24 protein-coding genes are annotated in these 25,618 nt (G+C 69.3%); 18 read left to right on the top strand and 6 right to left on the bottom strand.

What is annotated here, in order from left to right:
- The first annotated feature begins 252 nt into the window (after positions 1 to 252).
- Positions 253 to 3,285, top strand: a complete 3,033-nt coding sequence (locus WA670_RS25735; RefSeq protein WP_442893129.1) for a bifunctional acetate--CoA ligase family protein/GNAT family N-acetyltransferase — start codon at positions 253 to 255, stop codon at positions 3,283 to 3,285.
- On the opposite strand, the gene WA670_RS25730 is transcribed toward WA670_RS25735, so the two are convergent.
- Positions 3,269 to 4,297 carry an acyl-CoA dehydrogenase family protein gene (locus WA670_RS25730; RefSeq protein ID WP_275291417.1) on the bottom strand — a complete coding sequence of 343 codons (1,029 nt, stop codon included), beginning with the start codon at positions 4,295 to 4,297 and terminating at the stop codon, positions 3,269 to 3,271. The genes WA670_RS25735 and WA670_RS25730 overlap by 17 nt on opposite strands.
- 12 nt (positions 4,298 to 4,309) lie before the next feature.
- Positions 4,310 to 5,473: an acyl-CoA dehydrogenase family protein gene (locus tag WA670_RS25725; RefSeq protein ID WP_134730208.1), complete on the bottom strand. Its 1,164-nt coding sequence runs from the start codon at positions 5,471 to 5,473 to the stop codon at positions 4,310 to 4,312.
- A gap of 103 nt (positions 5,474 to 5,576) precedes the next feature.
- On the opposite strand from WA670_RS25725, the gene WA670_RS25720 reads away from it, so the two are divergent.
- From WA670_RS25720 to WA670_RS25660, 13 genes are all read left to right on the top strand, one after another.
- Entirely contained in the window at positions 5,577 to 5,762 is a 186-nt protein-coding gene (locus WA670_RS25720) for a ferredoxin (protein WP_037809816.1), read from the top strand.
- Positions 5,763 to 5,886: 124 nt separating this feature from the next.
- A complete protein-coding gene (locus WA670_RS25715; protein WP_336159104.1) occupies positions 5,887 to 6,768 on the top strand; it encodes a 3-oxoacyl-ACP reductase in 882 nt (293 codons plus the stop codon).
- 13 nt (positions 6,769 to 6,781) lie between these two features.
- Complete coding sequence (locus tag WA670_RS25710) at positions 6,782 to 7,546, top strand: glucose 1-dehydrogenase (RefSeq protein ID WP_238607592.1); 765 nt, start codon at positions 6,782 to 6,784, stop codon at positions 7,544 to 7,546.
- A gap of 123 nt (positions 7,547 to 7,669) precedes the next feature.
- A complete protein-coding gene (locus WA670_RS25705; protein WP_037353718.1) occupies positions 7,670 to 8,461 on the top strand; it encodes an MlaE family ABC transporter permease in 792 nt (263 codons plus the stop codon).
- 1 nt (position 8,462) lies between these two features.
- Positions 8,463 to 9,323 (top strand): MlaE family ABC transporter permease, encoded by an 861-nt coding sequence (locus tag WA670_RS25700; RefSeq protein WP_009075203.1) that lies wholly within the window; start codon positions 8,463 to 8,465, stop codon positions 9,321 to 9,323.
- Positions 9,320 to 10,675 (top strand): MCE family protein, encoded by a 1,356-nt coding sequence (locus WA670_RS25695; RefSeq protein ID WP_336159103.1) that lies wholly within the window; start codon positions 9,320 to 9,322, stop codon positions 10,673 to 10,675. The genes WA670_RS25700 and WA670_RS25695 overlap by 4 nt, the downstream gene beginning before the upstream one ends.
- Positions 10,672 to 11,709 (top strand): MCE family protein, encoded by a 1,038-nt coding sequence (locus WA670_RS25690; protein WP_037809821.1) that lies wholly within the window; start codon positions 10,672 to 10,674, stop codon positions 11,707 to 11,709. Before WA670_RS25695 ends, WA670_RS25690 begins: the two co-directional genes overlap by 4 nt.
- Positions 11,706 to 12,737, top strand: a complete 1,032-nt coding sequence (locus WA670_RS25685) for an MlaD family protein (RefSeq protein WP_336159102.1) — start codon at positions 11,706 to 11,708, stop codon at positions 12,735 to 12,737. Before WA670_RS25690 ends, WA670_RS25685 begins: the two co-directional genes overlap by 4 nt.
- Positions 12,734 to 13,930: an MCE family protein gene (locus WA670_RS25680; protein ID WP_336159101.1), complete on the top strand. Its 1,197-nt coding sequence runs from the start codon at positions 12,734 to 12,736 to the stop codon at positions 13,928 to 13,930. Before WA670_RS25685 ends, WA670_RS25680 begins: the two co-directional genes overlap by 4 nt.
- Positions 13,927 to 15,120 carry an MCE family protein gene (locus WA670_RS25675; RefSeq protein ID WP_275291414.1) on the top strand — a complete coding sequence of 398 codons (1,194 nt, stop codon included), beginning with the start codon at positions 13,927 to 13,929 and terminating at the stop codon, positions 15,118 to 15,120. The genes WA670_RS25680 and WA670_RS25675 overlap by 4 nt, the downstream gene beginning before the upstream one ends.
- Positions 15,120 to 16,361: an MCE family protein gene (locus WA670_RS25670; RefSeq protein ID WP_134730198.1), complete on the top strand. Its 1,242-nt coding sequence runs from the start codon at positions 15,120 to 15,122 to the stop codon at positions 16,359 to 16,361. The genes WA670_RS25675 and WA670_RS25670 overlap by 1 nt, the downstream gene beginning before the upstream one ends.
- The gene (locus WA670_RS25665; protein WP_051728703.1) at positions 16,361 to 16,876 is read left to right on the top strand and encodes a hypothetical protein; all 516 of its coding nucleotides are present in this window, start codon (positions 16,361 to 16,363) and stop codon (positions 16,874 to 16,876) included. Before WA670_RS25670 ends, WA670_RS25665 begins: the two co-directional genes overlap by 1 nt.
- The gene (locus WA670_RS25660; RefSeq protein WP_240691349.1) at positions 16,873 to 17,361 is read left to right on the top strand and encodes a hypothetical protein; all 489 of its coding nucleotides are present in this window, start codon (positions 16,873 to 16,875) and stop codon (positions 17,359 to 17,361) included. The genes WA670_RS25665 and WA670_RS25660 overlap by 4 nt, the downstream gene beginning before the upstream one ends.
- Here the strand turns inward: WA670_RS25660 and WA670_RS25655 are convergent.
- From WA670_RS25655 to WA670_RS25645, 3 genes are read right to left on the bottom strand one after another with little or no spacing between them, the layout of a single operon-like run.
- Positions 17,339 to 18,280: a methylenetetrahydrofolate reductase gene (locus WA670_RS25655; protein WP_336159100.1), complete on the bottom strand. Its 942-nt coding sequence runs from the start codon at positions 18,278 to 18,280 to the stop codon at positions 17,339 to 17,341. The genes WA670_RS25660 and WA670_RS25655 overlap by 23 nt on opposite strands.
- Positions 18,281 to 18,303: 23 nt before the next feature.
- Entirely contained in the window at positions 18,304 to 19,449 is a 1,146-nt protein-coding gene (locus WA670_RS25650) for a GDSL-type esterase/lipase family protein (protein ID WP_134730192.1), read from the bottom strand.
- A 44-nt stretch (positions 19,450 to 19,493) separates the two neighbouring features.
- Positions 19,494 to 19,976, bottom strand: a complete 483-nt coding sequence (locus WA670_RS25645; RefSeq protein ID WP_134730190.1) for a hypothetical protein — start codon at positions 19,974 to 19,976, stop codon at positions 19,494 to 19,496.
- A gap of 71 nt (positions 19,977 to 20,047) precedes the next feature.
- Here WA670_RS25645 and WA670_RS25640 point away from each other — a divergent pair, with 71 nt between their 5' ends.
- The 3 genes from WA670_RS25640 (at position 20,048) to WA670_RS25630 (ending at position 23,218) form a co-directional block, all read left to right on the top strand.
- Positions 20,048 to 21,286 (top strand): aminotransferase class I/II-fold pyridoxal phosphate-dependent enzyme, encoded by a 1,239-nt coding sequence (locus WA670_RS25640; RefSeq protein ID WP_037809831.1) that lies wholly within the window; start codon positions 20,048 to 20,050, stop codon positions 21,284 to 21,286.
- Between the two features lie 336 nt (positions 21,287 to 21,622).
- Positions 21,623 to 22,717 carry an FAD-dependent monooxygenase gene (locus WA670_RS25635; protein WP_037809833.1) on the top strand — a complete coding sequence of 365 codons (1,095 nt, stop codon included), beginning with the start codon at positions 21,623 to 21,625 and terminating at the stop codon, positions 22,715 to 22,717.
- Between the two features lie 27 nt (positions 22,718 to 22,744).
- Complete coding sequence (locus WA670_RS25630; protein ID WP_336159099.1) at positions 22,745 to 23,218, top strand: YbjQ family protein; 474 nt, start codon at positions 22,745 to 22,747, stop codon at positions 23,216 to 23,218.
- A gap of 76 nt (positions 23,219 to 23,294) precedes the next feature.
- On the opposite strand, the gene WA670_RS25625 is transcribed toward WA670_RS25630, so the two are convergent.
- Positions 23,295 to 25,091 (bottom strand): AMP-dependent synthetase/ligase, encoded by a 1,797-nt coding sequence (locus WA670_RS25625; protein WP_037809837.1) that lies wholly within the window; start codon positions 25,089 to 25,091, stop codon positions 23,295 to 23,297.
- A gap of 112 nt (positions 25,092 to 25,203) precedes the next feature.
- Here WA670_RS25625 and WA670_RS25620 point away from each other — a divergent pair, with 112 nt between their 5' ends.
- Positions 25,204 to 25,614 (top strand): polyketide cyclase / dehydrase and lipid transport, encoded by a 411-nt coding sequence (locus WA670_RS25620; protein ID WP_134730188.1) that lies wholly within the window; start codon positions 25,204 to 25,206, stop codon positions 25,612 to 25,614.
- The last annotated feature ends 4 nt before the right edge of the window (positions 25,615 to 25,618 follow it).

The following is a 25,618-nucleotide window of genomic DNA, read 5'->3' as shown; positions in this document are numbered from 1 at the left end:
GCCCCCGGCACTCACCCGACGAGCGGTCCCAGCGGAACCGATGCCCCGAACCCCGGGAGCGACGCCCGTTACGCGGCGGGCGGGCCCAGCGCGGTGGGAACGCCGGAGTCCGGCGGAACTGATGCTGCGACGCCTGGGGGCTCTTCCGGGAGCGACGCTCGTTACGCGGCGGGCGGGTCCGGCGGAACCGATGCTCCGACTCCCGGGGACTCTTCCGGACGCGACGCCCGTTATGCGGCAGGTGGGGCCAACGTGGCCGGGGAGCCGGGCGGAACTGGTGCGCCCTCTTCCGGACGCGAAATCCGTTACGCCGCGGGCGGGACCAGTGCAGCCGGGACGCCGACCGGAGCTGCTGCATCGGCTGCGGAGGGCGGGCACGGAGGAAGCGGCTCGCCGGGCGGACCTGCCCGGGGCGAGTCCGGCGCGGACTCGGCTGCGGGTGGCGTGGCATCGGAACGGCCTGATTCCGTTGCGGCAGAAGGCAAGGCAGCAGCTGGAGAGTCTGCGGCAGCGAGGCCGGGCGCGAGCAGCGCGTCGGGAGAGCCAGCGAAGCCGGGCGCGGCGGGCGGGAGCGGCCCGTCGGGAGAGACACCAAGCCCCGCCGCGGATGGGAAGCGTGACCCCTACGACTACCCCCGCGATTGGGAAGCCGACGTAGTCCTCTCCGACGGTGGCACTGTCCACTTGCGACCCGTCGTGCCCAGCGACGCTGACGGGCTCGTGGCCCTGCACAGCAGGCTCTCCGACCGCACCCGGTATTTCCGGTATTTCGGTGCCTATCCTCGCATCCCGCCGCGGGATCTGGAGCGGTTTTCCACTGTGGACCACCACGATCGGGTCGCGTTTGTGGCCTTGCTCGGGGACGACGTGGTCGCGGTGGGGCGTTACGAGCGGCTCGATCACGGGCCTTCGGCGGAGGTCGCGTTCGTTGTCGATGACAAGCATCAGGGGCGCGGGCTCGGGTCGATTCTTCTCGAGCATCTCGCCGCCGCGGCGTCGGAGTGCGGGTTGCGGCGGTTTGTCGCCGAGGTGTTGAGCGAGAACGCGGCGATGGTGCGCGTGTTCCGCGACGCGGGTTACCAGGTCAGCCGTGCGATCGAGGAAGGCGTGCTGCATCTCGAGTTCGACATCGATCCGACGGAGGAGTCGCTCGCCGTTGCGCGGTCGCGGGAGCAGGCCGCGGAGGCGCGGAGTGTGCACAATCTGCTTCATCCAAATACGGTTGCGGTGATCGGGGCGTCCGCCGATCCCACCAAGGTCGGGCATGTCGCGTTCGCGAACATGCTCGCGGCCGATTTCGCGGGGGCGGTGTATCCGGTCAATCCGGAGCATCGGTCGGTGCGCGGGGTGCGGGCGTATCCGTCGGTGCTGGACATTCCGGATCCGGTGGATCTGGCGTTGGTGGCGGTTCCGGCGGAGGCCGTCGAGTCCGTGCTGGACGCTTGTTTGGCCAAGGGCGTCAAGACGCTGGTGATCGTGTCCGGCGGGTTCGCGGAGTCGGGGCCGCTGGGGTTGCACGCGGAGTTGCGGCTGGTCGGCGAGGCTCGGGCGCACGGGATGCGCGTGGTCGGGCCGAATGCGCTGGGCGTGCTGAATACCGCGAAGGACGTTCGGCTCAATGCGACCCTTGCGCCGCGGTTGCCGAAGCGGGGGCGGACCGGGTTCTTCTGCCAGTCGGGGGCGTTGGGGACGGCGATTCTGGCCGACGCGGGGTCGCGTGGGCTGGGGTTGTCGACGTTCGTGTCGGCGGGCAACCGGGCGGATGTGTCCGGCAACGACTTGCTGCAGTACTGGGAAACCGATCCGGATACCGACCTGGTGTTGCTGTATCTGGAATCGTTCGGCAACCCGCGCAAGTTTGCGCGGCTGGCGCGCCGGTTGGCGCGGTCGAAGCCGATCGTCGCGGTCAAGTCGGGGCGGCATGCGGTGCGGCCGCAGCTCGCGGCGACGTCGGCGGAGGTCGACGAGGCCAGTGTGCAGGCCTTGTTCGAGCAGGCTGGCGTCGTGCGCGTGGAGTCGTTGGCGCAGCTGTTCGACACGGCGCTCGTGTTCGCGCATCAGCCGTTGCCGGCGGGGCCGCGGATCGGGATTGTCGGGAACTCCAGTGCGATCGGGTTGCTGGCCGCCGACACCGCCCGTGCGGAGGGGTTGCGGCTCGCGTTCGATCCGGTGGACATCGGGCCGCAGGCTGGGCCGGACGAGTTCGCGACGGCGGTGCGGGAGGCGTTGGATTCGCCGGATACCGACGCGTTGATCGCCGTGTTCGCGCCGCCCGTGGCGATTCCTGGGGCCGCGTACGCGCGAGCGTTGCGTGAAGCGGTGTCGGAGGTGAAGCAGTCGAAGCCGATCGTCTCGACGTTCCTCGCCGCGGAAGGCGTGCCGCACGAGTTGGCGGTGCTTTCGGACGACGGGGTGCCGACGCGTGGGTCGATTCCGTCGTACTCGAGTCCGGAGCGTGCGGTGAACGCGTTGGCGCGCGTCGTGCGGTACGCCGCGTGGCGGCAGCGGCCGCAGGGGACGTTGGTGCGGCCTAGCGGTCTGCACGTGGAGCAGGCGCAGGAGATCGTGCGCGAGTTGCTGCCGGAGGACGGCAGTTCGACGCTGCTCTCCGACGACGACGTGGTGCGGTTGCTCAGCTGTTACGGCGTGGACGTGGTGCCGTTCCGGGTGGCGGCCAGCGAAAGCAAGGCAGTGGCCGCGGCGGCGGAGCTGGGATATCCCGTCACGCTGAAAGCCGTCGACGAGCGGTTGCGCGGGCGGCCGGACTTCGCAGGCGTACGGCTTGACCTGATGTCCGAAGAGTCCGTACGCGTCGCGTACCGAGACCTGTGCGCGGTGTCTGGCGACGAAGACGTGTACGTGCAACAGATGGCGCCGAAGGGGCTGTCGTGCGCCATTGGGCTGCAGGACGACCCGTCGTTCGGCACGCTGGTTTCGTTCGGGCTGTCGGGATTGGTCAGCACGTTGCTCGGAGACCGCGCGTATCGGGCTGTGCCGTTGACGGACGTTGACGCGGCGACGCTGATCCGGGAGCCGCGTACGTCGCCCTTGTTGACCGGGTATCGCGGTGACGAGCCTGCGGACCTCGCGGCGTTGCAGGACATGGTGTTGCGCGTCGCGGCGCTCGCGGAGGACAACCCGGAGGTGCGGTCGTTGGCGTTGGACCCGATCCTCGCGTCGCCGGACGGGGCGTTTGTCGCCAACGCACGGTTGGTGGTCGGCGCACCGCCGACGCGGCCGGATACCGGACCGCGTCGGCTGCGGCACATCACGCCGGTGGACTGACCACCAGTTCGCCGAGACCCAGCAGTTGCTCCGTCGCGCCGCCGCTGGTGAACTCCAGGCGCTTCGCGGCGGCGAAGTAGCGGTGCACGGGGTGCTCGACGTCGATGCCGACGCCGCCGTGCAGGTGCACCGCGGTGTGTGCGACGCGGTGTCCGGCTTCGGCGGCCCAGAACTTCGCGGTGGCCACGTCAGCGGCGGCGGGGAGGCCTTCGGAGAGTTTCCAGGCTGCCTGCCACAGCGTCAGCCGTACGGCTTCGACGTCGATGTACGCGTCGGCGAGCCGGTGTCGGACGGCTTGGAAGCTGCCCAGCACCTTGTCGAACTGTTTGCGCTCGCGCGTGTACGCAGCTGTCAGTTCGAGTGCGCGTTCCAACACGCCCAACTGCTGCGCGCAAGCGCCGAGAGTGCCGCGAAGGCGCAGCTGCTCGCCGACGTCGCCGAGAGCGACTCCGGGAGTGTCGGACAGCGTTACCAAAGCCGCGTCGGCATGGTCCGTGGTGGACTGCGCTTCGATCGAGACCCCGACAGCGTCCTTCTCGACGATGTACACGCCGTCGTTGGCTTCGACGAGTAAGGCGTCTGCGAAGGCTGCGAAGGGAACCGCGGTCTGCGTACCGGTGAGGCGTCCGTCTGAAGCGAGGAACGAACCGCCCAAAGCGACCGCGAGCACGGCTTTACCGCGCGAAACCGGCAGCAGCCAGCGCTCGGCGAGCAATGGATCGGTGAGCACCGAGCCAGCTTGGACGACGGACGACAGATAGGGGACCGGAGCGACCGCGCGGCCGATCTCGATCAGGACTGAACACTGTTCCAGCAAGCCGAAACCGCCGCCGCCCACCGTCGCGGGCAGGGCCGCGTCGAGGACGCCGGAGCGGGCCAAGGTAGTCCACAGTGGAGCGTCGAAACCGCCGGATCCGTGCGGGCCCAGCGATTCCGCGGTGACCTGGTCGGCGAGAATGCGCCGGGTCAGTGCGGATAGGTCGGTTTGTGCTTCGGTGAGAGAGAAGTCCACCGTTAGAACTCCTTAACGCGTCACGGGCTGGCCGAGGGCGGTGGCGGCGACGATGTCGCGCTGCACCTCGTTGGTGCCGCCGCCGAAAGTGAGGATCAACGCCGAGCGGTGCAGCCGTTCCAGCCGTCCCGCGAGCACCGCGCCGGGGGAGCCGTCGCGCACCACAGCGGCCGCGCCGACCACCTCCATCAGCAGCCGGTACGCCTCGATCGCCATCTCGGTGCCGTACACCTTGGTCGCCGACGCCTCCGCCGGGCCGAGCTCGCTGGCCGCGGCGGCCCAGGCGATTTTCCAGTTCCGCAGCTTCAAATACTCCGCGCAGGCGTGCACGCGCGCGAGATGCGTCCGGACCCACTCGCGGTCGGTCAGCGACTCCGCGCGCGCCCATTCCACGACGTCGGCCAGCGCTTTCCGCACCGGCGCGGCCGAGGTCAGCGCGACGCGTTCGTGGTTGAGCTGGTTGGTGATCAGCGGCCAGCCCGCGTTCTCCTCGGCGACCCGCGACGTGACCGGCACGCGGATGTCGTCGTAGTAGGTCGCGCTGGTGCCGGGCCCGGCGACGGTGTGCACCTTCGTCCAGGAGAACCCCGGCGCGGAGGTCGGCACGATCAGGATCGACAGGCCCTTGTGCTTGCGCGCCTCCGGATCGGTGCGCGCGGCGAGCCACACGTAGTCGGCGTACTCGATCAGGCTGGTCCACATTTTCTGGCCGTTGACCACGTACTCGTCGCCGTCGCGGGTCGCCCGCGTGCGCAGCGACGCGAGGTCCGTGCCCGCGCCCGGTTCGGAGTAGCCGATCGCGAAATGCAGTTCGCCGGCGGCGATCTTCGGCAGGTAGAACGCCTTCTGGTCCGGCGTGCCGAACCGCATGATCGTGGGGCCGATCGTGTTCACCGTCAGGAAGGGCACCGGCACCCCGGCGACCGCCGCCTCGTCGGTGAAGATCAGCTGGTCGAGCATGCTGCGGTCCTGGCCGCCGTACTCGCGCGGCCAGCCCAGCGCGAGCCACCCGTCCTTGCCGAGCTGCCGCACGATTTCCTTGTACGCCAAGCCGTCGCCGTACTCGCCGCCGGGCGCGGCGAGGCTTTCCCGCCGCGCCGGGGTCATCAGTTCGGCGAAGTACTCCCGCAGCTCAGCGGCCAGTTCCCGCTGCCGCGGCGTGTAGTCGATCCGCACCCGTCACCTCCACCCCGCCGGTCTCGTTGTGGTGTCGTACCGGGCCCCGGCGGTAAGCTAGAACCTGTTCTAGTTGTACCAGGAGTGGCGGACGGGAGGAAGCATGGAGGTCAGTGTCGACCGGTCGCTCTGCGAGGCGAACGCGGTCTGCGTCGGGTTCGCGCCGGAGGTGTTCGATCTCGACGACGACGAGAACCTGGTGATCGGACCGGTTCCGGAGGAAGAAGTAGAACGTGTTTCGCAAGCGGTGACGAACTGCCCGAAGAACGCCCTGTTCACGACCGGTTAATCGGGGCTTGCTCAATACGAGAACAGATTCTAGTCTGTGCTGCGTCAGGCAGGCTTCGACGAGGAGGCTCGCGGGTGGAACCGACCGCAGGGAACACGCACGGCGACCGGGCTGGAGCGGTTCGATGACGCTCGAAGGCAAGGTCGCTGTCGTCACCGGGGCCGGAGCGGGGCTCGGCCGCGCCGAGGCGCTCGCGCTGGCCCGCGAAGGCGCGTCTGTCGTGGTCAACGACATCGGCGAGGCGAAAGATGTCGTCGCCGAGATCGAAAAGCAGGGCGGCAAAGCGCTCGCGGTGGCGGGGGACGTCTCGGCGGCCGAAACCGCGAAGGAACTGCTGTCGGCCGCGGTCGACCACTTCGGCAGCCTCGACATCGTCGTGAACAACGCGGGCGTGCTCCGCGACCGGATGCTGTTCTCGATGTCCGACGAGGACTGGGACAAGGTCATCGCGGTGCATCTGCGCGGGCATTTCCTGCTGTCCCGCAACGCCGCCGCGTACTGGCGCGATCGCTCCAAAATGGAGGGTCAGCCGGGGTACGGCAGGCTCGTGAACACCGCGTCCGAGGCGTTCCTGGTCGGTTCGCCCGGCCAGCCCAACTACTCGGCGGCCAAGGCCGGGATCGCGGCGCTCACCATGTCCGCGGCGCGCGGGCTCGCGAAATACGGCGTGCGCGCCAACACGATCTGCCCGCGCGCCCGCACCGCGATGACCGCGGATGTCTTCGGCGAAGCACCCGAGGACGGGCTCGATCCGTTGTCGGTAGAGCACGTTGCTCCGTTTGTCGCATTCCTCGCCTCGCCGGAGGCGGACGCGATCAACGGGCAGGTCTTCGTCGTGCACGGCGGCATGGTCGCCTTGCTGAAACCGCCGTCGGTGGAGGAGCGGTTCGACACCGCGAACGGCGCCTGGACCGCCGGCGAACTCGCCGAAAAGGTCGGCGGGCACTTCGTCGGCCGCGACCCGGAGCGGATGTTCGCCGCGACCGATCTGCTTTCGCTGCCCTGAACCCGGAGGACGCATGACTGAGCACCGGCTGTCCGGCAAGGTCGCCCTCATCACCGGCGCGGCCCGCGGACAGGGCGCCGCCGCCGCGCGAGCGTTCGTCGCGCAGGGCGCGAAGGTGGTGATCGCCGACGTCCTCGACGACGAAGGCAAAGCGCTCGCCGCGGAACTCGGCGAGGCGGCGGTGTTCTGCCATCTCGACGTGAGCGACGAGGACGGCTGGACCGCCGCGGTCGAGACCACGGTGACCGAGTTCGGGCCGCCGACGGTGCTGGTCAACAACGCCGGGGTGCTGTACTTTTCGGAGCTCGCGAAGACGCCGCTCGCCGAATACGAACGCGTCGTGCGGATCAACCAGATCGGGGCGTTTCTCGGCATGCGCTCGGTCGTTGAACCCATGGCCGGGGCCGGCGGCGGCTCCATCGTCAACGTGTCCTCTGTGGAGGGTCTGGCCGGGATGCCGTTCCTCGTCGCCTACACCGCGACCAAGTTCGCGATCCGCGGGATGACCAAGGTCGCCGCGCTGGAGCTGGGCGCGCGCGGGATCCGGGTCAACTCGGTGCACCCGGGCATGATCGACACGAAGATGGTGTCCGACGCGGCGGGCGCGGACGTGGACGTGTCCTGGGTGGGCAAGAAGGTCGCGCTCGGCCGGGTGGGCCGCGCCGACGAGATCGCGCCGCTGCTGGTGTTCCTCGGCAGCGACGAGAGTTCGTACTGCACCGGCGGCGAGTTCGTCGCCGACGGCGGGGCCACCGCCACGCACGCGCTGAAATTGTGAGCAGGTCGGGTGCTGGTGCGCCTAGGGTGACCGCCGGGGGCTGAAGGGACGGGAGTGAACACCGCTAACCGAAATCGGCGGGCGGGGATGGGCAAGACTCGGGGGTGACTACTGGGAGGTGCGGTGGGCGGAAGCGGCTCGGTCACTCTCCCGGGCACCGCGGCGCTGACCCAGGTCGGCAGGCTCGCCACGCTGTCCTGGGAGGTCCTGCGGGCGATCTTCAAGCGCCCGTTCCAGTTCCGCGAATGGATCCAGCAGTGCTGGTTCTTCGCGAGCGTGACCATTCTTCCGACGGCCCTGGTCGCGATCCCGTTCGGCGCGGTCATCGCGCTGCAGCTCGGATCGCTGACCACGCAGATCGGCGCGCAGTCCTTCACCGGCGCGGCCAGCGCGCTCGCCATCGTGCAGCAGGCGAGCCCGCTGATCACCGCGCTGCTGGTGGCCGGAGCGGGCGGCAGCGCGGTCTGCGCGGACATCGGCGCGCGCAAGATCCGGGAAGAGATCGACGCGATGGAAGTGCTCGGCGTCAACCCGGTGCAGCGCATCGTGGTGCCGAGGGTGCTCGCCGCGATCGTGGTGTCGGTGCTGCTCAACGGCCTGGTCAGCGTGGTCGGCGTGCTCGGCGGCTACTTCTTCAACGTGGTCCTGCAAGGCGGCACGCCCGGCGCGTACCTGGCCAGCTTCAACGCCCTCGCGCAGGTCCCGGACCTCTGGATCAGCGAGATCAAGGCGTTCCTGTACGGCTTCGTCGCGGGCGTGGTCGCCGCGTTCCGCGGGCTGAACCCGGCGGGCGGGCCGAAGGGCGTCGGCGACGCGGTGAACCAGGCGGTGGTGATCACCTTCCTGCTGCTGTTCCTGATCAACGTCGTGCTGACCGCCGTGTACCTCAAAGTCGTGCCCCCGAAGGCGTTGTGACATGACGGCCGAACCGATCGAGCAGACGCGCGCGTCCGACCGGACGCTGGAGATCATCGCGCGCCCCGGCGCGAGCCTCGAGGGACTCGGGAAACAGCTGTCGTTCTACGGCCGGGCGCTCGCTTGGTCGCCGCGCACGATCCGCCGCTACGGCCGCGAAACCACGCGGCTGCTCACCGAGGTCTGCTTCGGCACCGGCGGGCTCGCGGTGATCGGCGGGACGCTCGGCGTGATGATCGGCATGACGCTGTTCACCGGCCTGATCGTGGGCCTGCAGGGGTATTCGGCGCTGAACCAGCTCGGCACCGCCGCGCTCACCGGGTTCATTTCCGCCTACTTCAACACCCGCGAGGTCGCTCCGCTGTCGGCCGGGCTCGCGCTGTCGGCCACCGTCGGCTGCGGGTTCACCGCCCAGCTCGGCGCGATGCGGATCTCCGAGGAGATCGACGCGCTCGAAGTGATGGCCGTGCCGAGCATGCCGTACCTGGTCACCACGCGCGTTCTCGCTGGGGTGACCGCGGTGATCCCGCTGTACGCGGTGGGCCTGCTGTCCTCGTATCTCGCGTCGCGGCAGATCACCATCTGGCTCTACGGCCAGTCCGCGGGCACGTACGACCATTACTTCACGCTGTTCCTCCCGCCGGAGGACGTGCTGTGGTCGTTCGCCAAGGTGATCGTGTTCAGCGTGCTGGTGATCCTTTCCCATTGCTACTACGGCTATACCGCGTCCGGCGGGCCGGCCGGGGTGGGCATCGCGGTGGGCCGCGCGGTGCGGACGTCGATCGTGCTGATCTCGGTGCTGGACTTCTTCCTGAGCCTCGCGATCTGGGGCGCGAACACGACAGTGCGGATATCCGGATGAGCACCCGTCGAGAGTTGCGCAAACGGCTCCAGTACCAGCTGCTGGGGCTGGTGTTCCTGGTCGTGGCGGCGTTGTTCTTCACCACGACGATCGCCGCGTACCGCAAGGTGTTCACGCCGGTCACGATGGTGAAGCTGGAGACCGACCACGTCGGCAGCCAGCTGCGCGTCGGCGGCGACGTGAAGGTGCGCGGCATGCTGGTCGGCGAGATCCGCGACGTGCGGCCGGTCGGCGACCACGCGGAGCTCGAACTGGCGCTGCAGCCGGACAAGACCGACGTGATCCCGTCGAACGTTTCGGCGCGGCTGCTGCCGAAAACCCTGTTCGGCGAACGGTACGTCGCGCTGCAACTGCCCGAGCGGCCGCAGCGGCCGATCAAGGCGGGCGACGTCATCCCGCAGGACCGCAGCAGCACCGCGATCGAACTGGAGCAGGTGCTCAACCACGTCATGCCGCTGTTGCAGGCGGTGCAGCCGGAAAAGCTGTCCAGCACGCTCAACGCCGTGTCCACCGCGCTGGACGGACGCGGCAAGAAGCTCGGCGAGACGCTGACCCAGCTGTCGGACTACCTCGGCAAGCTCAACCCGTCGCTGCCCGATCTCAAGGCGGACATCACCGGGCTGGCCAACGTTTCCGGCATCTACGACAAGGCCGCGCCGGACGCGCTGCAGGCATTGGCGGACCTCACCACGACGACGCAGACCATCGTGGAGAAACAGCGCGGCCTGACCGACCTGTACTCCTCGGTCACCGGCACCGCCACCGACCTGACGCGCTTCCTGGAAGTGAACAAGGACAACATCATCCGCCTCACCACCGCCGTGCAGCCCACGCTCGACGTGCTCGCGAAGTACGCGCCGGAGTACCCGTGCCTGCTCAAGCAGCTGGCCGGGACGGTGCCGAACGCGGAGCTGGCCTTCGGCAAGGGCACCGCGCATCCGGAGGTCAGCCGCGTGACGATCGAGTTCTCGGCGAGCCGCGGCAAGTACCTGCCCGGCGTCGACGAGCCGAAGTACGACGACAAACGCGGGCCGCGCTGCTATCCGCAGGTGCCGAAACCCGGGCGCTGGCCGCAGTATCCGCCGGACGGCGCGGTGAAGGACGGGGCCAGCAAGCCCGCGCCGCCGCACGATCCGGACGGGACGCTGCCCAGCGACTTCACGAACGGCCCGCTGCCCGGCGGGTCCGGGTCGACCGGCGGCGCGCCGAGCATCGTCGGGTCGGCCGACGAGCAGAAGCTGCTCGACCTGCTCGCCTCGCCGACGCTGAACACCGCGCCGGAAAACGTGCCGGGCTGGTCGGCGCTGCTGGTCGGGCCGCTGTACCGCGGGGCGGAGGTGGAGCTGAAATGAGGTCGTTCGTTCCCGCGCTGATCAAGATCGGCATTTTCGCCGTGGTCACCGTGCTGCTCACCGGGATCCTGGCCACCACGATCGCGAACACGAACTTCGGCAACACCGCCTCCTACGTCGCGAAGTTCACCGACGCGTCCGGCCTGCAAGCAGGCGACGACGTGCGGATCTCCGGCGTGAAGGTCGGCCAGGTCGAGACGATCGGGGTCGACCAGGGCGAGCAGAACTACGCCGAGGTGCGGTTCCTCGTCGAATCGGCGTACAAGCTGCCCTCGCTCGCGACCGCGACCATCAAGTACCGCAACCTCGTCGGCCAGCGCTACCTCTCGCTCGGCACCGACGTCAGCGGCGGCGACACGCTGTCTCCCGGCGACACCATCCCGCCGGAGCGCACGAAGCCGGCGCTGAACCTGACCGTGCTGTTCAACGGGTTCAAGCCGCTGTTCAAGGCGCTGGACCCGAAGGAGGTCAACCAGCTTTCCGCGGAGATCGTGCAGGTGTTCCAGGGCGAGGGCGGCACGATCACCAGCCTGCTGTCGCACACCGCGTCGATCACGACGTCGATCGCGGGCAAGGACAAGGTGATCGGGCAGGTCATCGACAACCTCAACCAGGTGCTCAGCACGGTCAACGCGCGCGGCCCGCAGCTGGGCGACCTCGTCGACCAGACGCAGCGGCTGGTGAGCGGGCTGGCGCAGCAGCGCAAGCCGATCGGCGACGCGGTGGGCGCGCTCGGCGACCTCACCAACGCGACCGCGGGGCTGCTCGCCGACGCCCGTCCCGCCGTGCAGCAGGACGTGACCCAGCTCGGGAAGCTGGCGAACAACCTCAACGACGCGCAGCCGCTCGTCGAGCATCTGCTGCAAGTGCTGCCGGGGAACCTGGAGAAGTTCACCCGGACCCTGAGCTACGGCAGCTGGTTCAACTACTACCTGTGCGGGATCGAAGGCACCATCGGCATTTCCTCGCTGGACGTGACGCTGCCGATCGTGCCGATCCCCGGCACCGAACGCGCGCCGAGGTGTGGCCCGTGAAACGACTGAAGGACCGGAACCAGGCGAGCGTCGGCGCGGTCACGCTCGTGCTCATCGTGCTGGTGACCGCCGTGACGTACTTTTCCGACAGCATCCCGATGTTCGGCAGCGGCACCACCTACACCGCGGCGTTCGCCGAGTCCGCCGGGCTCGCGCCGGACAACGAGGTGCAGGTGGCCGGCGTCAAGGTCGGGCAGGTGACGTCGGTGGAGCTGGGGCACAAGCAGGTGCTCGTGAAGTTCCGGGTGAAGGGCGTGCGGGTCGGCGACGCGTCCACGGCGTCCATCGAGATCAAGACGCTGCTGGGGGAGAAGTACCTCGCGCTGGACACGAAGGGCGGCGGCACGCAGAAGCCCGGCGACACGATCCCGGTGCAGCGCACACGGACGCCGTTCCAGTTGCAGGACGCGTTCAACCAGCTGTCCACGACAGTCGGCGACATCGACACACAGCAGCTCGCGCAGAGCTTCACCGCGCTGTCGGATTCCCTCAAGGACAGTCCGAAGTACTTGAAGGACACGCTGTCCGGGCTGTCGGCGTTGTCGAAGACGGTGTCCTCGCGCGACGCGGATCTGCACGCGCTGCTGTCCAACACGAGCAAGATCTTGAAGACGCTGTCCGATCGGAACGCGCAGCTGCAGCAGGTGATCAGCGACGGCAACCTCCTGCTCAGCGAACTGCAGCAGCGTCGCGAGCAGATCAGCACGCTGCTCAAGGGCACGCAGGAAATCTCGAAGCAGCTGTCCGGGCTGGTCGCGGACAACCGCACGCAGATCGGGCCGACGCTCGCCGCGCTCGGGAAGGTGACCGACGTGTTGCAGCGCAACCAGGGCAACCTCGACCGGAGCTTGCAGCTGATGGCCCCGTTCGCCCGGGTCGGCGCGAACGCGACCGGCAACGGGCGCTGGTTCGAGGGGTACCTGTGCGGTCTGCTGCCGCCGACGATCACGGCGGGCGGGATCTCGATCAATCCGGAGGGCTGCACGCCGCCGATCTCCGCGCCTGACCAGGGGGTGGGTGGACGATGACTGTCGAGACTAAGGCCGGACGCAGCTTGGTCACCTGGCTTGGCTTCGCTTGTGTGGCAGCGCTTTTGCTCACCGCGGGCATCTACCTGGTGCTGCGCGACACCGGCGGCACCAAAATCTCGGCGTACTTCGGGAAAACCGTCGGCCTGTACGCCGGATCGTCCGTGCGGGTGCTGGGCGTCGCGGTCGGCGAGGTCACCGCGGTGACGCCGCAAGGCCAAGCGGTGCGCGTGGACATGAAGGTGAACGACGACGTCCCGATCCCGAAGGACGTCGGCGCGGTCGTCGTGTCGCCGAGCCTGGTGAGCGACCGGTACGTCCAGCTGACCCCGGCGTACGACAGCGGTCCGACGCTCGCGAGCGGAACCGTGCTGGCGCGCGACAAAACCGCGACGCCGGTCGAACTGGACGACCTCTACGCGAGCCTCGACAAGCTGTCCACCGCGCTGGGACCCAACGGGGCCAACAAAAACGGCGCGCTCTCCGATCTGCTGGACACGGCCGCGGCCAACCTCAAGGGCAACGGCAAGGACCTGAACTCGACCGTCAGCAGGCTCGCCGAACTGGCCGGCACGCTCGACGATTCGAAGGACGACCTGTTCTCCACGGTGAAGAACCTGAACTCCTTCACCTCCGCACTGTCCCAAAGCGACAGTCAGCTGAACGAGTTCTACCAGCGGCTCGCGGACGTCAGCGGCTTCCTCGCCGACGATTCGCACGACGTCGGGGCCGCGCTCGAATCGCTGTCGACGTCGCTGCAGGACGTGAAACAGTTCGTGGCGGACAACAAGAACGGGCTTTCGTCCAATGTGGCCAAACTGGCATCGCTGACGAAGGTGCTGGTGGACCAGCGCGCCGCGCTCGCCGAGGTGCTCGACATCGCGCCGACCGGGGCGACGAACTTCATCAACACCTACGACGCGGCGTCCGGCACGATCGCGGTGCGCGACAACCTGAACGAGATCACCAACCCGCCGATCCTCACGGTCTGCCGCCTGATCAGCGCGGGCACGCCGAAACCGCTGCCGGACACGCTCGGGAACATCTGCAAGAAGCTCGCGCCGGTGCTCGACGGCACGCTCAAGCTGCCGTCGATCCCGCAGGCGCTGAACTCGCTGCAGAACGGCCAGCTGCCGCCGTTGCCGCTGCCGTTGTCGGACGTGCTGACGCAAAAACCCGGGGGTGCCAAGTGAAACGCCTCCGGAAACGGCTGGCGGGCGTGCTCGCCGGGGTGCTGGTGCTCGCCGGGTGCAGCGACGGCGGGTTCAACGGGCTGTACTCGACGCCGTTGCCCGGCGGCCCCGACGTCGGCGACCATCCGTACCACGTCACCGCGTTGTTCACCGACGTGCTGGACCTGGTGCCGCAGGCGAACGTGAAGGTGAACGACGTCGCGGTCGGCCGGATCGACCGGATCGCGCTCACCCCGGACACCCGGTCCGCGCTCGTGTCGATGACGGTGAACGGCGACGTCCAATTGCCCGCCAACGCGCACGCCGAACTGCGCCAGTCCAGTCTGCTCGGCGAGAAGTTCGTGCAGCTGAGCGCGCCGACCGCGGAGAAACCCGCGGGCAAACTCGCCGACGGCGCGCAGATCCCGCTCGGGCGCACGAACCGCAACCCGGAGATCGAAGAGGTGCTGGGCGCGTTGTCGTTGCTGCTCAACGGCGGCGGCGTCGACCAGCTGCAGAACATCAGCCACGAACTCAACGACGCGCTGTCGGGCAACGAACCGCAGATGCGCGCGCTGCTGTCCCGGGTGGACGAACTCGCCACCCAGCTCGACGGGCACAAGGGCGAGATCCTGCGCGCGATCGACGGGCTGGACAAGCTGTCCACCACGCTCGTCGGGCAGAAGCAGAACCTCGCCACCGCGCTGGACAAACTCGCGCCCGGGCTGAAGATCGTCGCCGACCAGCGCGACCAGCTGGTGGGGATGCTGAACGCGCTGAACAAGCTGTCCGGCGTCGCGGTGGACACGGTGAACCGCAGCCGCGACCAGCTCGTCGCGAACCTCAAGGCGCTGGAGCCGACGCTGCGCCAGCTCAGCGCGGCGGGCCAGGACCTGCCGAACGCGCTGCGGATCCTGCTGACCTACCCGTTCCCGGACTACGCGGGCAACGTGATCAAGGGCGACTACGCGAACGTCGACGCGCGGATCAACCTGGATCTCGACAAGCTCGTGCAGAACTTCACGAACTCGTCGCAGCCGCCGTTCCAGCTGCCGACGCCCTCGACGTCCGGCGCCGCCCCGCCCGTTGCCGGGCAAGGGATGCCGCAGCTGCCGTTGCCGCTGCCGAACACCCCGGCCACGGGCGGAACGAAGCCCGGCTACGGCGGGGTGTTGGGCGGATTGCTCGGCGGTCTGGTGGGAGGCGGCTGATGAACACGCGCAAGGTCCGGATCCAGCTGCTGGTGTTCTTCGCGATCGCCGTCGTTTCGGTGGCGTACGCGGGCGGGCATTACGCCGGTCTCGACCGGATTTTCGGCAACCGCGGCTATCACGTGACGCTCCAGCTTCCCGACTCCGGCGGGGTTTTCGTGAACTCCGAGGTCGCCTACCGCGGCGTGACGGTCGGCCGGGTCGGGGCGATGACGCTCACCCCGCACGGCATCGACGTCCGGCTCGACATCGACTCCGGCGGCCCGGACATCCCGTCGGCGCTGCACGCGCAGGTCGCGAACCGGTCGGCGGTGGGCGAGCAGTTCGTGGACCTGCTGCCGGACCGCGAATCCGGGCCGTACCTGGAGGACGGCGCGGTGATCACGCAGGACCGCGCGTCGCTGCCCGCGACGCCGGATTCGGTGCTGACGCATCTCGACGGACTGGTTGCGAGCGTCCATCCGGAATCGCTGAAGACCGTGGTGGACGAGACGTACGACGCGTTCGCCGGTTCCGGCCCGCAGCTGCAGAAACTGCTGGACAGCACCAGTTCGCTCACCGCGACGGCCGCCCAGTACGTGCCGGACACGCAGGGGTTGCTGGCGAATTCCCGCACGGTTTTCGCCACGCAGGAGCGGCAGGCGCAGAACATCACGGCGTTCGCGTCCGGGTTGAAGACGATCGCCGGGCAGCTGAAGTCGTCGGATCCGGCGGTGCGCAAGGTGATCGACGAGGCTCCGCAGCTGAGCCGGCAGATCAGCGACGTGCTCGCGACGTCCGGGACCGACCTCGGGGTGCTGTTCGCGAACTCGCTCACCACCGCGCAGGTCACGTCGATGCGGAAGGACGCGATCGAGGAGCTGCTGGTGGCGTACCCGGTGATCTCGGCGTTCTCGCCGTCGACCTCGCCGGACGGCACCGGGCACCTTGGCGTGGTGTTCAACTTCTTCGATCCGCATTCGTGCACGAAGGGGTACGAGGGCACGAAACAGCGTCCGGCCAACGACACGAGCGAAGCGCCGGTCAACATGAACGCCTACTGCGCGGAGCCGCCGGGCAGCCCGACTGAGGTGCGGGGTGCGCAGAACGCGCCGTACGCGGGGAAGCCGCCCGCGATTCCGGCCGCGCCCAAGGCTTCCGCGCCTTCGGACCAGGGTTCGCAGCAGCAGCTGCCGGGTCTGCTGGGCCAGCTGACCGCGCCGTTGAAGGGCGGGCTCGGGGCGTTGCTGGGCGGTTCGTGATGGCTGATTCGGCTGAGGGTTCCTTCCTGAGCGGACGGGTGCTGACCGCGCTGGCCGTCGTCGCGGTGCTGGCCGCCGCGTGGTTCGGCTGGTCGTGGTGGAGCGCGGCGCAGGACGACAGCCTCGCCCGCGGCCGCGCGCGCGACGCCGTGCTGGCCGCCGCGAGCACGGAACTGGTCACGCTCAACACGATCGACTACCGCACGAGCGCGGTCGACGTGGATCGCTGGATCTCCGCGACGACCGGGCAGTACGGCAAGGACCTCTCCGGCGACCGGCAACTGCAGATCGACCGCGCCAAACGCACCAAAACCGTGTCGACGGCTTCCCTGGTGCAAGCCGCCGTCACCGACCTGAATCCTTCGGCAGGAACCGCCCGGCTGATCGCGGTCCTGAACGTCCGCGTGAGCACCGGCGACGGCGCACCTTCGGCGAAGCAGGCGCGCTTGGCCGTGGACTTCGCGCGAGACGGCGACACGTGGAAAATCGGCGGCGTCCAGGCGGTGGGCTCGTGAACCGGCGGACGATCGCAGCGGGAGTGACCGCAGTCGCGCTGGCGTGCGCGGTGTGGTTCGGGGTGCAGGCGTCGTTGCTGCAGCCTGAGGACGACGAGGCGATGGTCGATACGGAGGCGACGTCGCAGGTCACCGACCAGGTCAGTGCTGCGGTGAAGGCGCTTTTTTCCTACGACTACGCGAATTTGGACCGTACTGCTCGGGCGGCGGCTGACGTGTTGACTGGTTCGGCGGTGGGGCAGTACCAGAGCCAGTTCACCGCGGCTCGGCAGCGTGCGGCGACTGAGAAGCTCGTCCGGACCACGACGGTGCGGGCGATCGGGGTTCGTTCGTTGCACGGTGATGATGCGAGTTTGCTGCTTTTCCTGGATCAGCAGACGATTCTGCCGGGTGGTGGTGCGCCTCAGTCGTCGGTGGGGCAGTTGTCGGTGACTGCGCATCGGACTGACGGGCGGTGGAAGATCACTGCGCTGGATCCGCTGTAGTGCTCCGGCCGAGCAGCCCGCTCACCTCGCGCGCGAGAGCCACCGATGCCTCGATCTCGACCTTCCGGATGGACACGCTCTCCACGAGGAACCCGAACGGCATCCCGAGCTTGCGGCAGAACGCAGCCAGTTCCCGGGCGTTCGCCAGGCATTGGTCATACGACTCGGCCAGCGTGTCGTCCGCGTGGCGCAGGGAATTCTCCAGCCACCGCGGGACGTGGACGCCGAGCCACTTGAGGAACGCCAGCGTCTTCGCCGAACCGCAGACCGAAAGCGTGAACAGGACCGGTTTCGGCTCGAGGCCCTGCTCACGGCACGCGTAGAAGTAGTCGGAGACCATGCTCTTCGCCGCGTCGGCGCTGTAGATCACCTGCGAGATGAAGTACGCGCAGCCAGCTTGCTGTTTGGCGATCAGCCGCAGGTGCTCGTCGGGCCGTTCGGTGATCGCGACGCCGCCGAGCAGCAGGTCGGGGCGCACATCCCGGCGCAACGCCTGTGCCTCGGACAGCCGGGTGTGCACCTCCTTGCCCTTCGACGAAGCCCCGACGAAGACCGACAGCACGCGGTCGGCGTCGGCGTTCCGCAGCCAGTCCCGCAGCTCGCCTTCGGGGTACTTGCCGACGCACCGGTAGATGACCGCCGGACGGTCCCACTCGCTGAGATAGTCCGCGTGGTAGCGCACCGGGTCGAGGGTCGGCAGGTAGGGGAACGGCCGCTCCTCGGGGTTGCGGTCGCTCTCGTCGTCGATGTCGTACAGGGCGAGGCCGTCGACGTCGAGGTCGCTCAGCCGCGCCAGGGTGGCGGCGGTGATCTCCCGGATCCGCTCGGGGGTGTTGCTGAGGCGGGGCGGCGTGATGCCGAACAGCAGGACGCCGCGATCGGGGTGGGTCAGCTGTGTCCGGAGAGTGTGGTCCGCCATGGTTCGAAAACTAGCAGCGCGCCTCAACCGGCGAAGGGACCGCCTGGTCCGAAGACCTGCTTGGCGAACCGTTCGCCCACGAACCGGTGCGTCGCCGCGTCCGGGTGCAGCGCGTCCGGCAGCGGGTGTGCGGCGAAATCCTCTTCCCCGTACAGCGAGAGTCCGTCCACGTAGGACAGTGCCGGATCCTCCCGGTCCCGGACGACCCGTGCCAGTTCCTCCCGGATCACCTTCAGCGTCAGCTTTCCCTCCGCGACGGCGGCGGGATCGCCGGTGGCCTTGAACCGGAGCGTTCCGGTGCTGAAATCCGGCGCTCCCGGACCCGGCGTGTCCTCGTGGATCGGGCACAGCAATGCGGAAACCACCACCAGCGGAACGTCCGGATGGCCCTCCCGGATCGTGTCCAGGAATCCGTGCACCGCCGGGCCGAAAGCACGCAACCGCATCAGGTCCGCGTTCACGATGTTGATTCCCAGCTTCACGCTGATCAGATCGGCGGGTGTGTCGCGAAGAGCCCGCGCGGTGAACGGGTCCAGCAGAGCGCTCCCGCTGAAACCCAGGTTGATCAGATCGACCCCGGCGGCAGCGGCGGCCAGCGCGGGCCATGTCTGCGACGGGCCTGCCGCGCCGGTGCCGTGGCTGACCGAGCTGCCATGGTGCAGCCAGACGCGCCGATCGCGCGGCAGCGGAGTGATCGGGCCGGTGGTGCGCAACGCGACCAGCCGGGTGGTTTCGTTGTGCGGCAACCAGATCTCGACGTCTTTGACGCCCGAAGGCAGGTCGGAGAACCGGACCGTGCCGGGCGGGCCGGGGCGGGTTTCGCCCTCGCCGGTCATCATGTCGAGGATCAGTTCGTCGCCGCCGGAGACGGTCGCGGAGCCTGCCGGACGCCCGTTCAGCACCAGGTCGTAGAGGCCGTCCGGCAAGGGCGGCACGCCCACGTAGCCGACCTTCGTGCGGTGGGTGTCCAGTTCGATCGCGGTCGACTCGGTGCGGAACGTCAGGCGCACGCCGGACGGCTGGGTCTCCGCCATCGCGAGCCTGCTGTCGGTGTTCTGCGCCCGCGCCCGCGCGGTCAGCCGGTGCGGCAGCAAGCCCTGCGGCGTGCGTTCCAGCTCGAGTGCACCGCGCACGAACTCTTCGCCGATCTCGGTGGTGATCCACTGCATGCCGCCGAGTCTGCCGTCCGCGGCCCCTCGCCGCCAACGGGATATCAGCCGTCCCAGACCCCGGGGCCCGCGCGCAGCACCGCGACCGGGGCGGCCCCAGCGGACGGCCACAGGTCCAGCACGTACCGGAAATGCTCGCCGAACTCGTGGTCGTGCCATTCCGCGTCCGGCGGGCCGCTCTCCACATAGGACACTCGGACCCGGTACCGCCCGGGCGGGACTGCGATCCGGTGTTCCCGGCGGGCGTAATCGGCGGGTCCGGCGAGCGTCGCCACGCCGCCGGGGACGTCGAGATCGGCTTCCACCACGTGGGACGCGTCCGGCAGCACCGGCGGCATCGCTGTGCTTACCGACACATCGACCTCGACCCAGTCGGAGCGCGCGGTCGCCACGGAGAGCGACGACGGCTCTACCGCGACGCGGTGCGCCGACACCGCCTCGTCGGTCCACCCGCCGTCGCCGGGACGCCAGGCGTCCTTGTCCCGCAAGGAGAACTGCCGCTGCTCGGCATGCACCAGGTACCGCACGGGCCCCACGCTAGCCCACAAGAGCCGGGGGTCACCCGAACTGGCTTGCGCTCGCGGTTTAGCGTGGTGGTATGACCACAGCTCCTGTCGATGTCGACACTGCCCGTCGCGACTACACCGCGCTGGTCGAGCGCGGACTGTCCCTGGACATCACCCGCGGCAAGCCGTCGCCCCGGCAGCTCGACCTCTCCGCGGATCTCCTGACGCTGCCGAACGGCCAGTACAAGGCCGAGGACGGCACCGACACCCGCAACTACGGCGGGCTCAAGGGGCTGCCGGAGCTGCGCCGCATCTTCGCCGGCGCGCTGCAGGTGCCGGTCGAGCAGCTGTTCGCCGCGGGCAACTCGAGCCTGGAGCTGATGCACGACACGATCGCGCAGGCGATGCTCAGCACCCTGCCGGGCGCGCCGCGCCGCTGGGCCGACGAGCCCCGGATCGCGATGCTGTGCCCGGTGCCCGGCTACGACCGGCACTTCGCGCTCGCCGAGCGGTTCGGCATCGAACTGGTCCCGGTGCCGATGACCGAGACCGGCCCGGACATGGACGTCGTCGAGCGGCTGGTCGCCGAGGACGCCGCGGTCAAGGGCATCTGGTGCGTGCCGAAGTACTCCAACCCGACCGGCGTCACCTTCAGCGCCGAGGTCGCGGGCCGACTCGCCGCGATGCCCACCGCCGCGCCGGACTTCCGGATCATCTGGGACAACGCTTACGCGGTGCACCACCTCACCGAGGACGAGCCGGAGCTGGCCGACATCCTCGCGCTCTGCGCCGAGGCCGGGAACCCGGACCGCGCGTTCGTGTTCGGCTCCACCTCGAAGATCACCTTCGCCGGGGCCGGCGTCGGCTTCTTCGGCGCGTCCGAGGCGAACCTCGCCTGGTGGCAGAGCGTGCTGAGCAAGCGCACCATCGGCCCGGACAAGGTCAACCAGCTGCGCCACGCGCTGTTCCTCAAGGACGCCGACGGCGTCCGCGCGCTGATGCGCAAGCACGCCGAGGTGATCGCGCCCAAGTTCGCCGCCGTGGAGCGCATCCTCACCGAGGAGCTGAGCGACCTGGCGACCTGGACCAAGCCGACCGGCGGGTACTTCGTCTCGCTGACCGTGCCCGAGGGCACCGCGAAGGAGGTCGTGCGGCTGGCCAAGGAGGCGGGCGTCGCGCTGACCCCGGCCGGGGCCACCCATCCGCACGGCGACGACCCGGCCGACGCGGTCATCCGCATCGCGCCGACCTTCCCCGAGCTGGCCGAGGTGGAGGAGGCCGTCCGCGCCCTCGCCGTCTGCGTGCGGCTCGCGGTCGCGCAGCGCGCCTGATCTTCGCTGGTTCCGTGCCGCGCGCGAAATGCGTCTTCAGGTCTGAGGGGGATCTGATTCCCCTGCCAGGGACTTGGCCCGACCGTTCCCGGCATGCTGACCGTCCACAAAGGACGCAATCAGGCGGCGAAATGACCGGTTTCATCCCCGAATGACCGTTTCTGCTTGTCTGTGAGGGCCTCCCTGAGGGAATCTGATTCCCTCAGGGAGGCCCTCACAGACGGCAAAACCTCGCCCCAGCGGCTCGCGGTCGCGCAGCGCGCCTGATCTTCGCTGGTTCCGTGCCGCCGCCACCCGCTACGGTGGCGGCGGCACGGTCGTTTCCAGGGGGGCACGATGCGGGTTTTGATCGCAGGCGGCGGAGTCGCGGGCACGGTGGCGGCGATGGCGCTGCAGCGCGCCGGGCACGAGCCGGTCGTGTACGAGGCGCATCCCAGCGGGGGAGCGGACGCGGGCGCGTTCCTCGTCGTCATGCACAACGGCATGAACGCGTTGCGTGCGATCGACGCCGACACCCCGGTGATCGAGGCGTCCTTCCCCTCCACCGGCATGGAACTCGTCGGCCCGGACGGGACCACGCTCGGCGCGCACGAGTTCGACCGCGAACTCGACGGCCCGCGCACCCTCACCCGCGCCGCGCTTTACCGTGCGCTGCAACAGGAAGCGGAACGCCGCGGCGTCGAAATCATCCACGGCAAGCGCTTGGTTTCCGCGACCGACGGCGTCACCGCGACTTTTCAGGACGGCACCACCGCGTCCGGCGACGTGCTCGTCGGCGCGGACGGCCTGCATTCCGTCGTCCGTACGCTCATCGATCCGCAGGCCGAGCCGCCGCGCTTCACCGGCCTGACCGTGGTCTACGGCTACACCCGCGCTGAAGGACTTCCTGCCGCACAGGGCAGCTACCGGATGTTCCGCGGCAGCCGCGCCGCGTTCGGCTACACCACCGACCCCGACGGCGCGACGTTCTGGTTCGCCCGCGTCCCCGACTCCGAACGCTCGCGCGCCGAGATCGCCGCCGTCACCCCGGAAGGCTGGCGTGAGTTCACCCACGCCGCGTTCGCGGACGACCCGCTGCCGTGCGCCGCGATCGTGGCCGCGACCGGCGACGACGTGCACGGCGGCCATTCCTACGACCTGCCGACCACCCGCATCTGGTCGACGCCGTCGATGGTGCTGGCCGGCGACGCCGCACACGCGGCGTCGCCAGCAGCGGGACAGGGCGCGTCGATGGCGCTGGAAGACGCGGTGGTGCTCGGCCAGTGCCTGCGCGATCTGCCGGACGCGCCCGCGGCGTTCGCGGCCTACGACCGGCTGCGCCGCGCCCGGGTCGAGAAGCTCGTGGCGGCCAGCGCGGGCCAGGACGTCGGCGAGGAACGAGGCTGGGCATATCGGCATCATCTGGACTGGACCGCGCGAATCACAGCGTGAGCGGCCCGCCGACGATACGATCCGCGCATGACTCAAGCCGCGCCACCGCAGCAGTTCCCGATCCTGCTGTCGACCATGAACGATCTGCCCGGGTACCGCGTCGTCCGCGTGTTCGGCGAGGTCTTCGGGCTCACCGTCCGCAGCCGCAACATGTTCTCCAACATCGGTTCCGGGTTCAAGGCGATGGGAGGCGGCGAGCTCAAGGGCCTCACCAAGCTGCTGTCCGACTCGCGCCACGAAGCTCTTTTCCGGCTGTGCCAGGAGGCCATGCAGCACGGGGCCAACGCCGTGCTCGCGCTGCGCTTCGACTGCAACGAGATCGCCGGCACGGCCAGTGAGATCGCCGCCTACGGCACCGCGGTGTACGTGGTCCCGGACGGCACTCAGCAGCAACAGCCGCCGCAGCAACAGCCGCCGCAGCAACAGCAGCAGGCCGCCCCGCAGCAGCAGTACGCGCAGGCGCCGCAGCAGCAGTACCAGGCTCAGCCGCCGCAGGCCTGACTCCCGCAGCCTGGGCGACAGACGGAAAACGGGCCCGCGCCGGCGATCGGCGCGGGCCCGTTTTCGCGGGACCGGGTCACTTCCGGTACAGCGCCTCGATGTCGGAGGCGTAGTTCTTGTTCACCACGTTCCGCTTCAGCTTCAGGCTCGGCGTGATCTCGCCGCCGGCTTCGGTGAAGTCGTTCGCCAGCACGGTGAACTTCTTGATCGACTCCGCGTGCGACACCTGCTTGTTCGCCTCGTCGACCGCCGCCTGGATCTCGGCGCGCAGGTCCGCGTCCTCGGCCAGTTCCGACACCGTCGCCGCTTCCGGCTTGCCGTGCTGGGACTTCCAGGCCGGGAAGTACTCCTCGTCGATCGTCACCAGCGCGGCGATGAACGGCCGCTGGTCGCCGACCACCATCACCTGGCTCACCAGCGGCGAGGCCTTGATGGTGTCCTCGAGACCGGACGGGGCGACGTTCTTGCCGCCCGCCGTCACGATGATCTCCTTCTTGCGGCCGGTGATCTTGAGGAAGCCTTCCGCGTCCAGCTCGCCGAGGTCGCCGGTGTGGAACCAGCCGTCGGTGAGGGCTTCCGCGCTCGCCTCCGGGTTGTTGTAGTACCGGCCGAACACGACGTCGCCCTTGAGCAGGACCTCGCCGTCCTCCGCGATGCGCACCGAGGTGCCCGCGACCGGACGCCCGACGGTGCCGACGCGGAACGCCGCGCTGGTGTTCACGTTCGCCGCGGCCGACGTTTCGGTGAGGCCGTAGCCCTCGAACACCGGCACGCCGATGCCGCGGAAGAAGTGCGCCAGCCGCGCGCCCAGCGGGGCCCCGCCGGACACCGCGGCGATGCAGCGGCCGCCCAACGCGGCGCGGAGCTTGCCGTACACCAGCTTGTCGAACACCAGGTGCTTCGCGCGCAGACTCAGTCCGGCGCCGCCCTTTTCCTGCGCCTCGCTGTACGCGACCGCGGTGGCCTCGGCGGCGTCGAAGATCTTGCCCTTGCCGTCGGCGTGCGCCTTCTGCTTGGCGGTGTTGTAGACCTTCTCGAACACGCGCGGCACGGCGACCACGAACGTCGGCCGGAACGTGCCGAGGTCCGGGACCAGGTTCTTCACGTCCGGCGTGTGGCCCAGGGTGACCCGGGCGGTGAGCGCGGTGATGGCGATCGCGCGGGCCAGGATGTGCGCCAGCGGCAGGAAGCACAGCAGCGAGTTGCCCTGCTCCATCAGCTCCGGGAAGGCCTCGATGTCCGCGCGGATCTCGGCGAGCAGGTTCCGGTGGGTCAGCTCGACGCCCTTGGGCCGCCCGGTGGTGCCCGAGGTGTAGACGATGGTGGCCGTCTCGTTCGCGGTCACGCCGCGGCGGCGGGTGTGCAGATCCTCGTCGGAGACCTCGGCGCCCAGCGCGGTCAGCTCGTCGACCGCGGGGGAGCCGCCCTCGATCTGCCAGATGTTCTCGAGCGTGCTGAGCCGCCCGCTGATCTCGTCGACCGCCTTGCGGTGCGCGCCGGTCTCCACGACGACGGCCTTGGCCGCCGAGTCGGAAAGGATCCAGTGCACCTGTTCGGGCGACGAGGTCTCGTAGATCGGCACCGTGACCGCGCCCGCGGCCCAGATCGCGAAGTCGACCAGAGTCCACTCGTAGCGGGTCTTGGACATCAGCGCGACGCGGTCGCCGTGCCCGACGCCCGCCGCGATCAGGCCCTTGGCCACGGCCGCGACCTGGTCTGCGAAGTCCTTCGCGGTGACGTCCAGCCAGGTGCCCTCGACCTGCCTCCGGAAGCTGACCACGTCGGAGAACCGCTCCGCGTTCGCCCAGACGACATCGGCCAGGTTCTCGTCGTCGGTCACCGGTTTCCCGGCGGGGGCGCTGTATTCGCGCACGTGGACCTCCGTGTTCGACGCGTGCGGTTACCCGCCAGTCAACTTAGCGTGCCGTAGACCTTAAGACCATGCTGGCACGGGGCGCGCGGCGAGGTCGTGACATCGTGTCCGGGTGCACGAACCGCCAGCTCTCGATCTTGTCGACGAGACCTTCCTCGTCGTGCCCCCGTCGACCGTCGCGGCCGCCTTCGCCGAGCCCCGTTCGTGGCGGCGCTACTGGCCCGACCTGGAGTTGCAGGTCTACACCGACCGGGGGGACAAGGGCCTGCGCTGGACCGTCACGGGCGCCTTGATCGGTACCATGGAGGTCTGGCTGGAACCTGTTCTCGACGGCACGGTGCTGCACTACTTCCTGCGGGCCACGCCTGCCGGTCCCGGCGGCGTCCCGCGCGAGCTGAGCCCGCGCGAACTGCGCCGCGAATTCGACCGGCGGGCGCGCGCGGCGAAGGACGTGGCGCTGGGGTTGAAGGAGATCCTCGAGGACGGGCGCGAGCCGGGGATCCCGCCCCGGCCCGTCGAGTAGGAGG

This window comes from Amycolatopsis sp. VC5-11 (genome assembly GCF_037034185.1).
In the GTDB taxonomy this organism is placed as follows: Bacteria; Actinomycetota; Actinomycetes; order Mycobacteriales; family Pseudonocardiaceae; genus Amycolatopsis; species Amycolatopsis nivea.
This window is presented reverse-complemented; position numbering and strand designations above follow the sequence as displayed.

Coding starts and splice junctions, on each gene's coding strand:
- WA670_RS25720 (WP_037809816.1), top strand. CDS start 5,577: ATGGAGGTCAGTGTCGACCGGTCGCTCTGCGAGGCGAACGCGGTCTGC.
- WA670_RS25715 (WP_336159104.1), top strand. CDS start 5,887: ATGACGCTCGAAGGCAAGGTCGCTGTCGTCACCGGGGCCGGAGCGGGG.
- WA670_RS25710 (WP_238607592.1), top strand. CDS start 6,782: ATGACTGAGCACCGGCTGTCCGGCAAGGTCGCCCTCATCACCGGCGCG.
- WA670_RS25700 (WP_009075203.1), top strand. CDS start 8,463: ATGACGGCCGAACCGATCGAGCAGACGCGCGCGTCCGACCGGACGCTG.
- WA670_RS25695 (WP_336159103.1), top strand. CDS start 9,320: ATGAGCACCCGTCGAGAGTTGCGCAAACGGCTCCAGTACCAGCTGCTG.
- WA670_RS25690 (WP_037809821.1), top strand. CDS start 10,672: ATGAGGTCGTTCGTTCCCGCGCTGATCAAGATCGGCATTTTCGCCGTG.
- WA670_RS25680 (WP_336159101.1), top strand. CDS start 12,734: ATGACTGTCGAGACTAAGGCCGGACGCAGCTTGGTCACCTGGCTTGGC.
- WA670_RS25670 (WP_134730198.1), top strand. CDS start 15,120: ATGAACACGCGCAAGGTCCGGATCCAGCTGCTGGTGTTCTTCGCGATC.
- WA670_RS25665 (WP_051728703.1), top strand. CDS start 16,361: ATGGCTGATTCGGCTGAGGGTTCCTTCCTGAGCGGACGGGTGCTGACC.
- WA670_RS25655 (WP_336159100.1), bottom strand. CDS start 18,280: ATGGCGGACCACACTCTCCGGACACAGCTGACCCACCCCGATCGCGGC.
- WA670_RS25650 (WP_134730192.1), bottom strand. CDS start 19,449: ATGCAGTGGATCACCACCGAGATCGGCGAAGAGTTCGTGCGCGGTGCA.
- WA670_RS25640 (WP_037809831.1), top strand. CDS start 20,048: ATGACCACAGCTCCTGTCGATGTCGACACTGCCCGTCGCGACTACACC.
- WA670_RS25635 (WP_037809833.1), top strand. CDS start 21,623: ATGCGGGTTTTGATCGCAGGCGGCGGAGTCGCGGGCACGGTGGCGGCG.
- WA670_RS25630 (WP_336159099.1), top strand. CDS start 22,745: ATGACTCAAGCCGCGCCACCGCAGCAGTTCCCGATCCTGCTGTCGACC.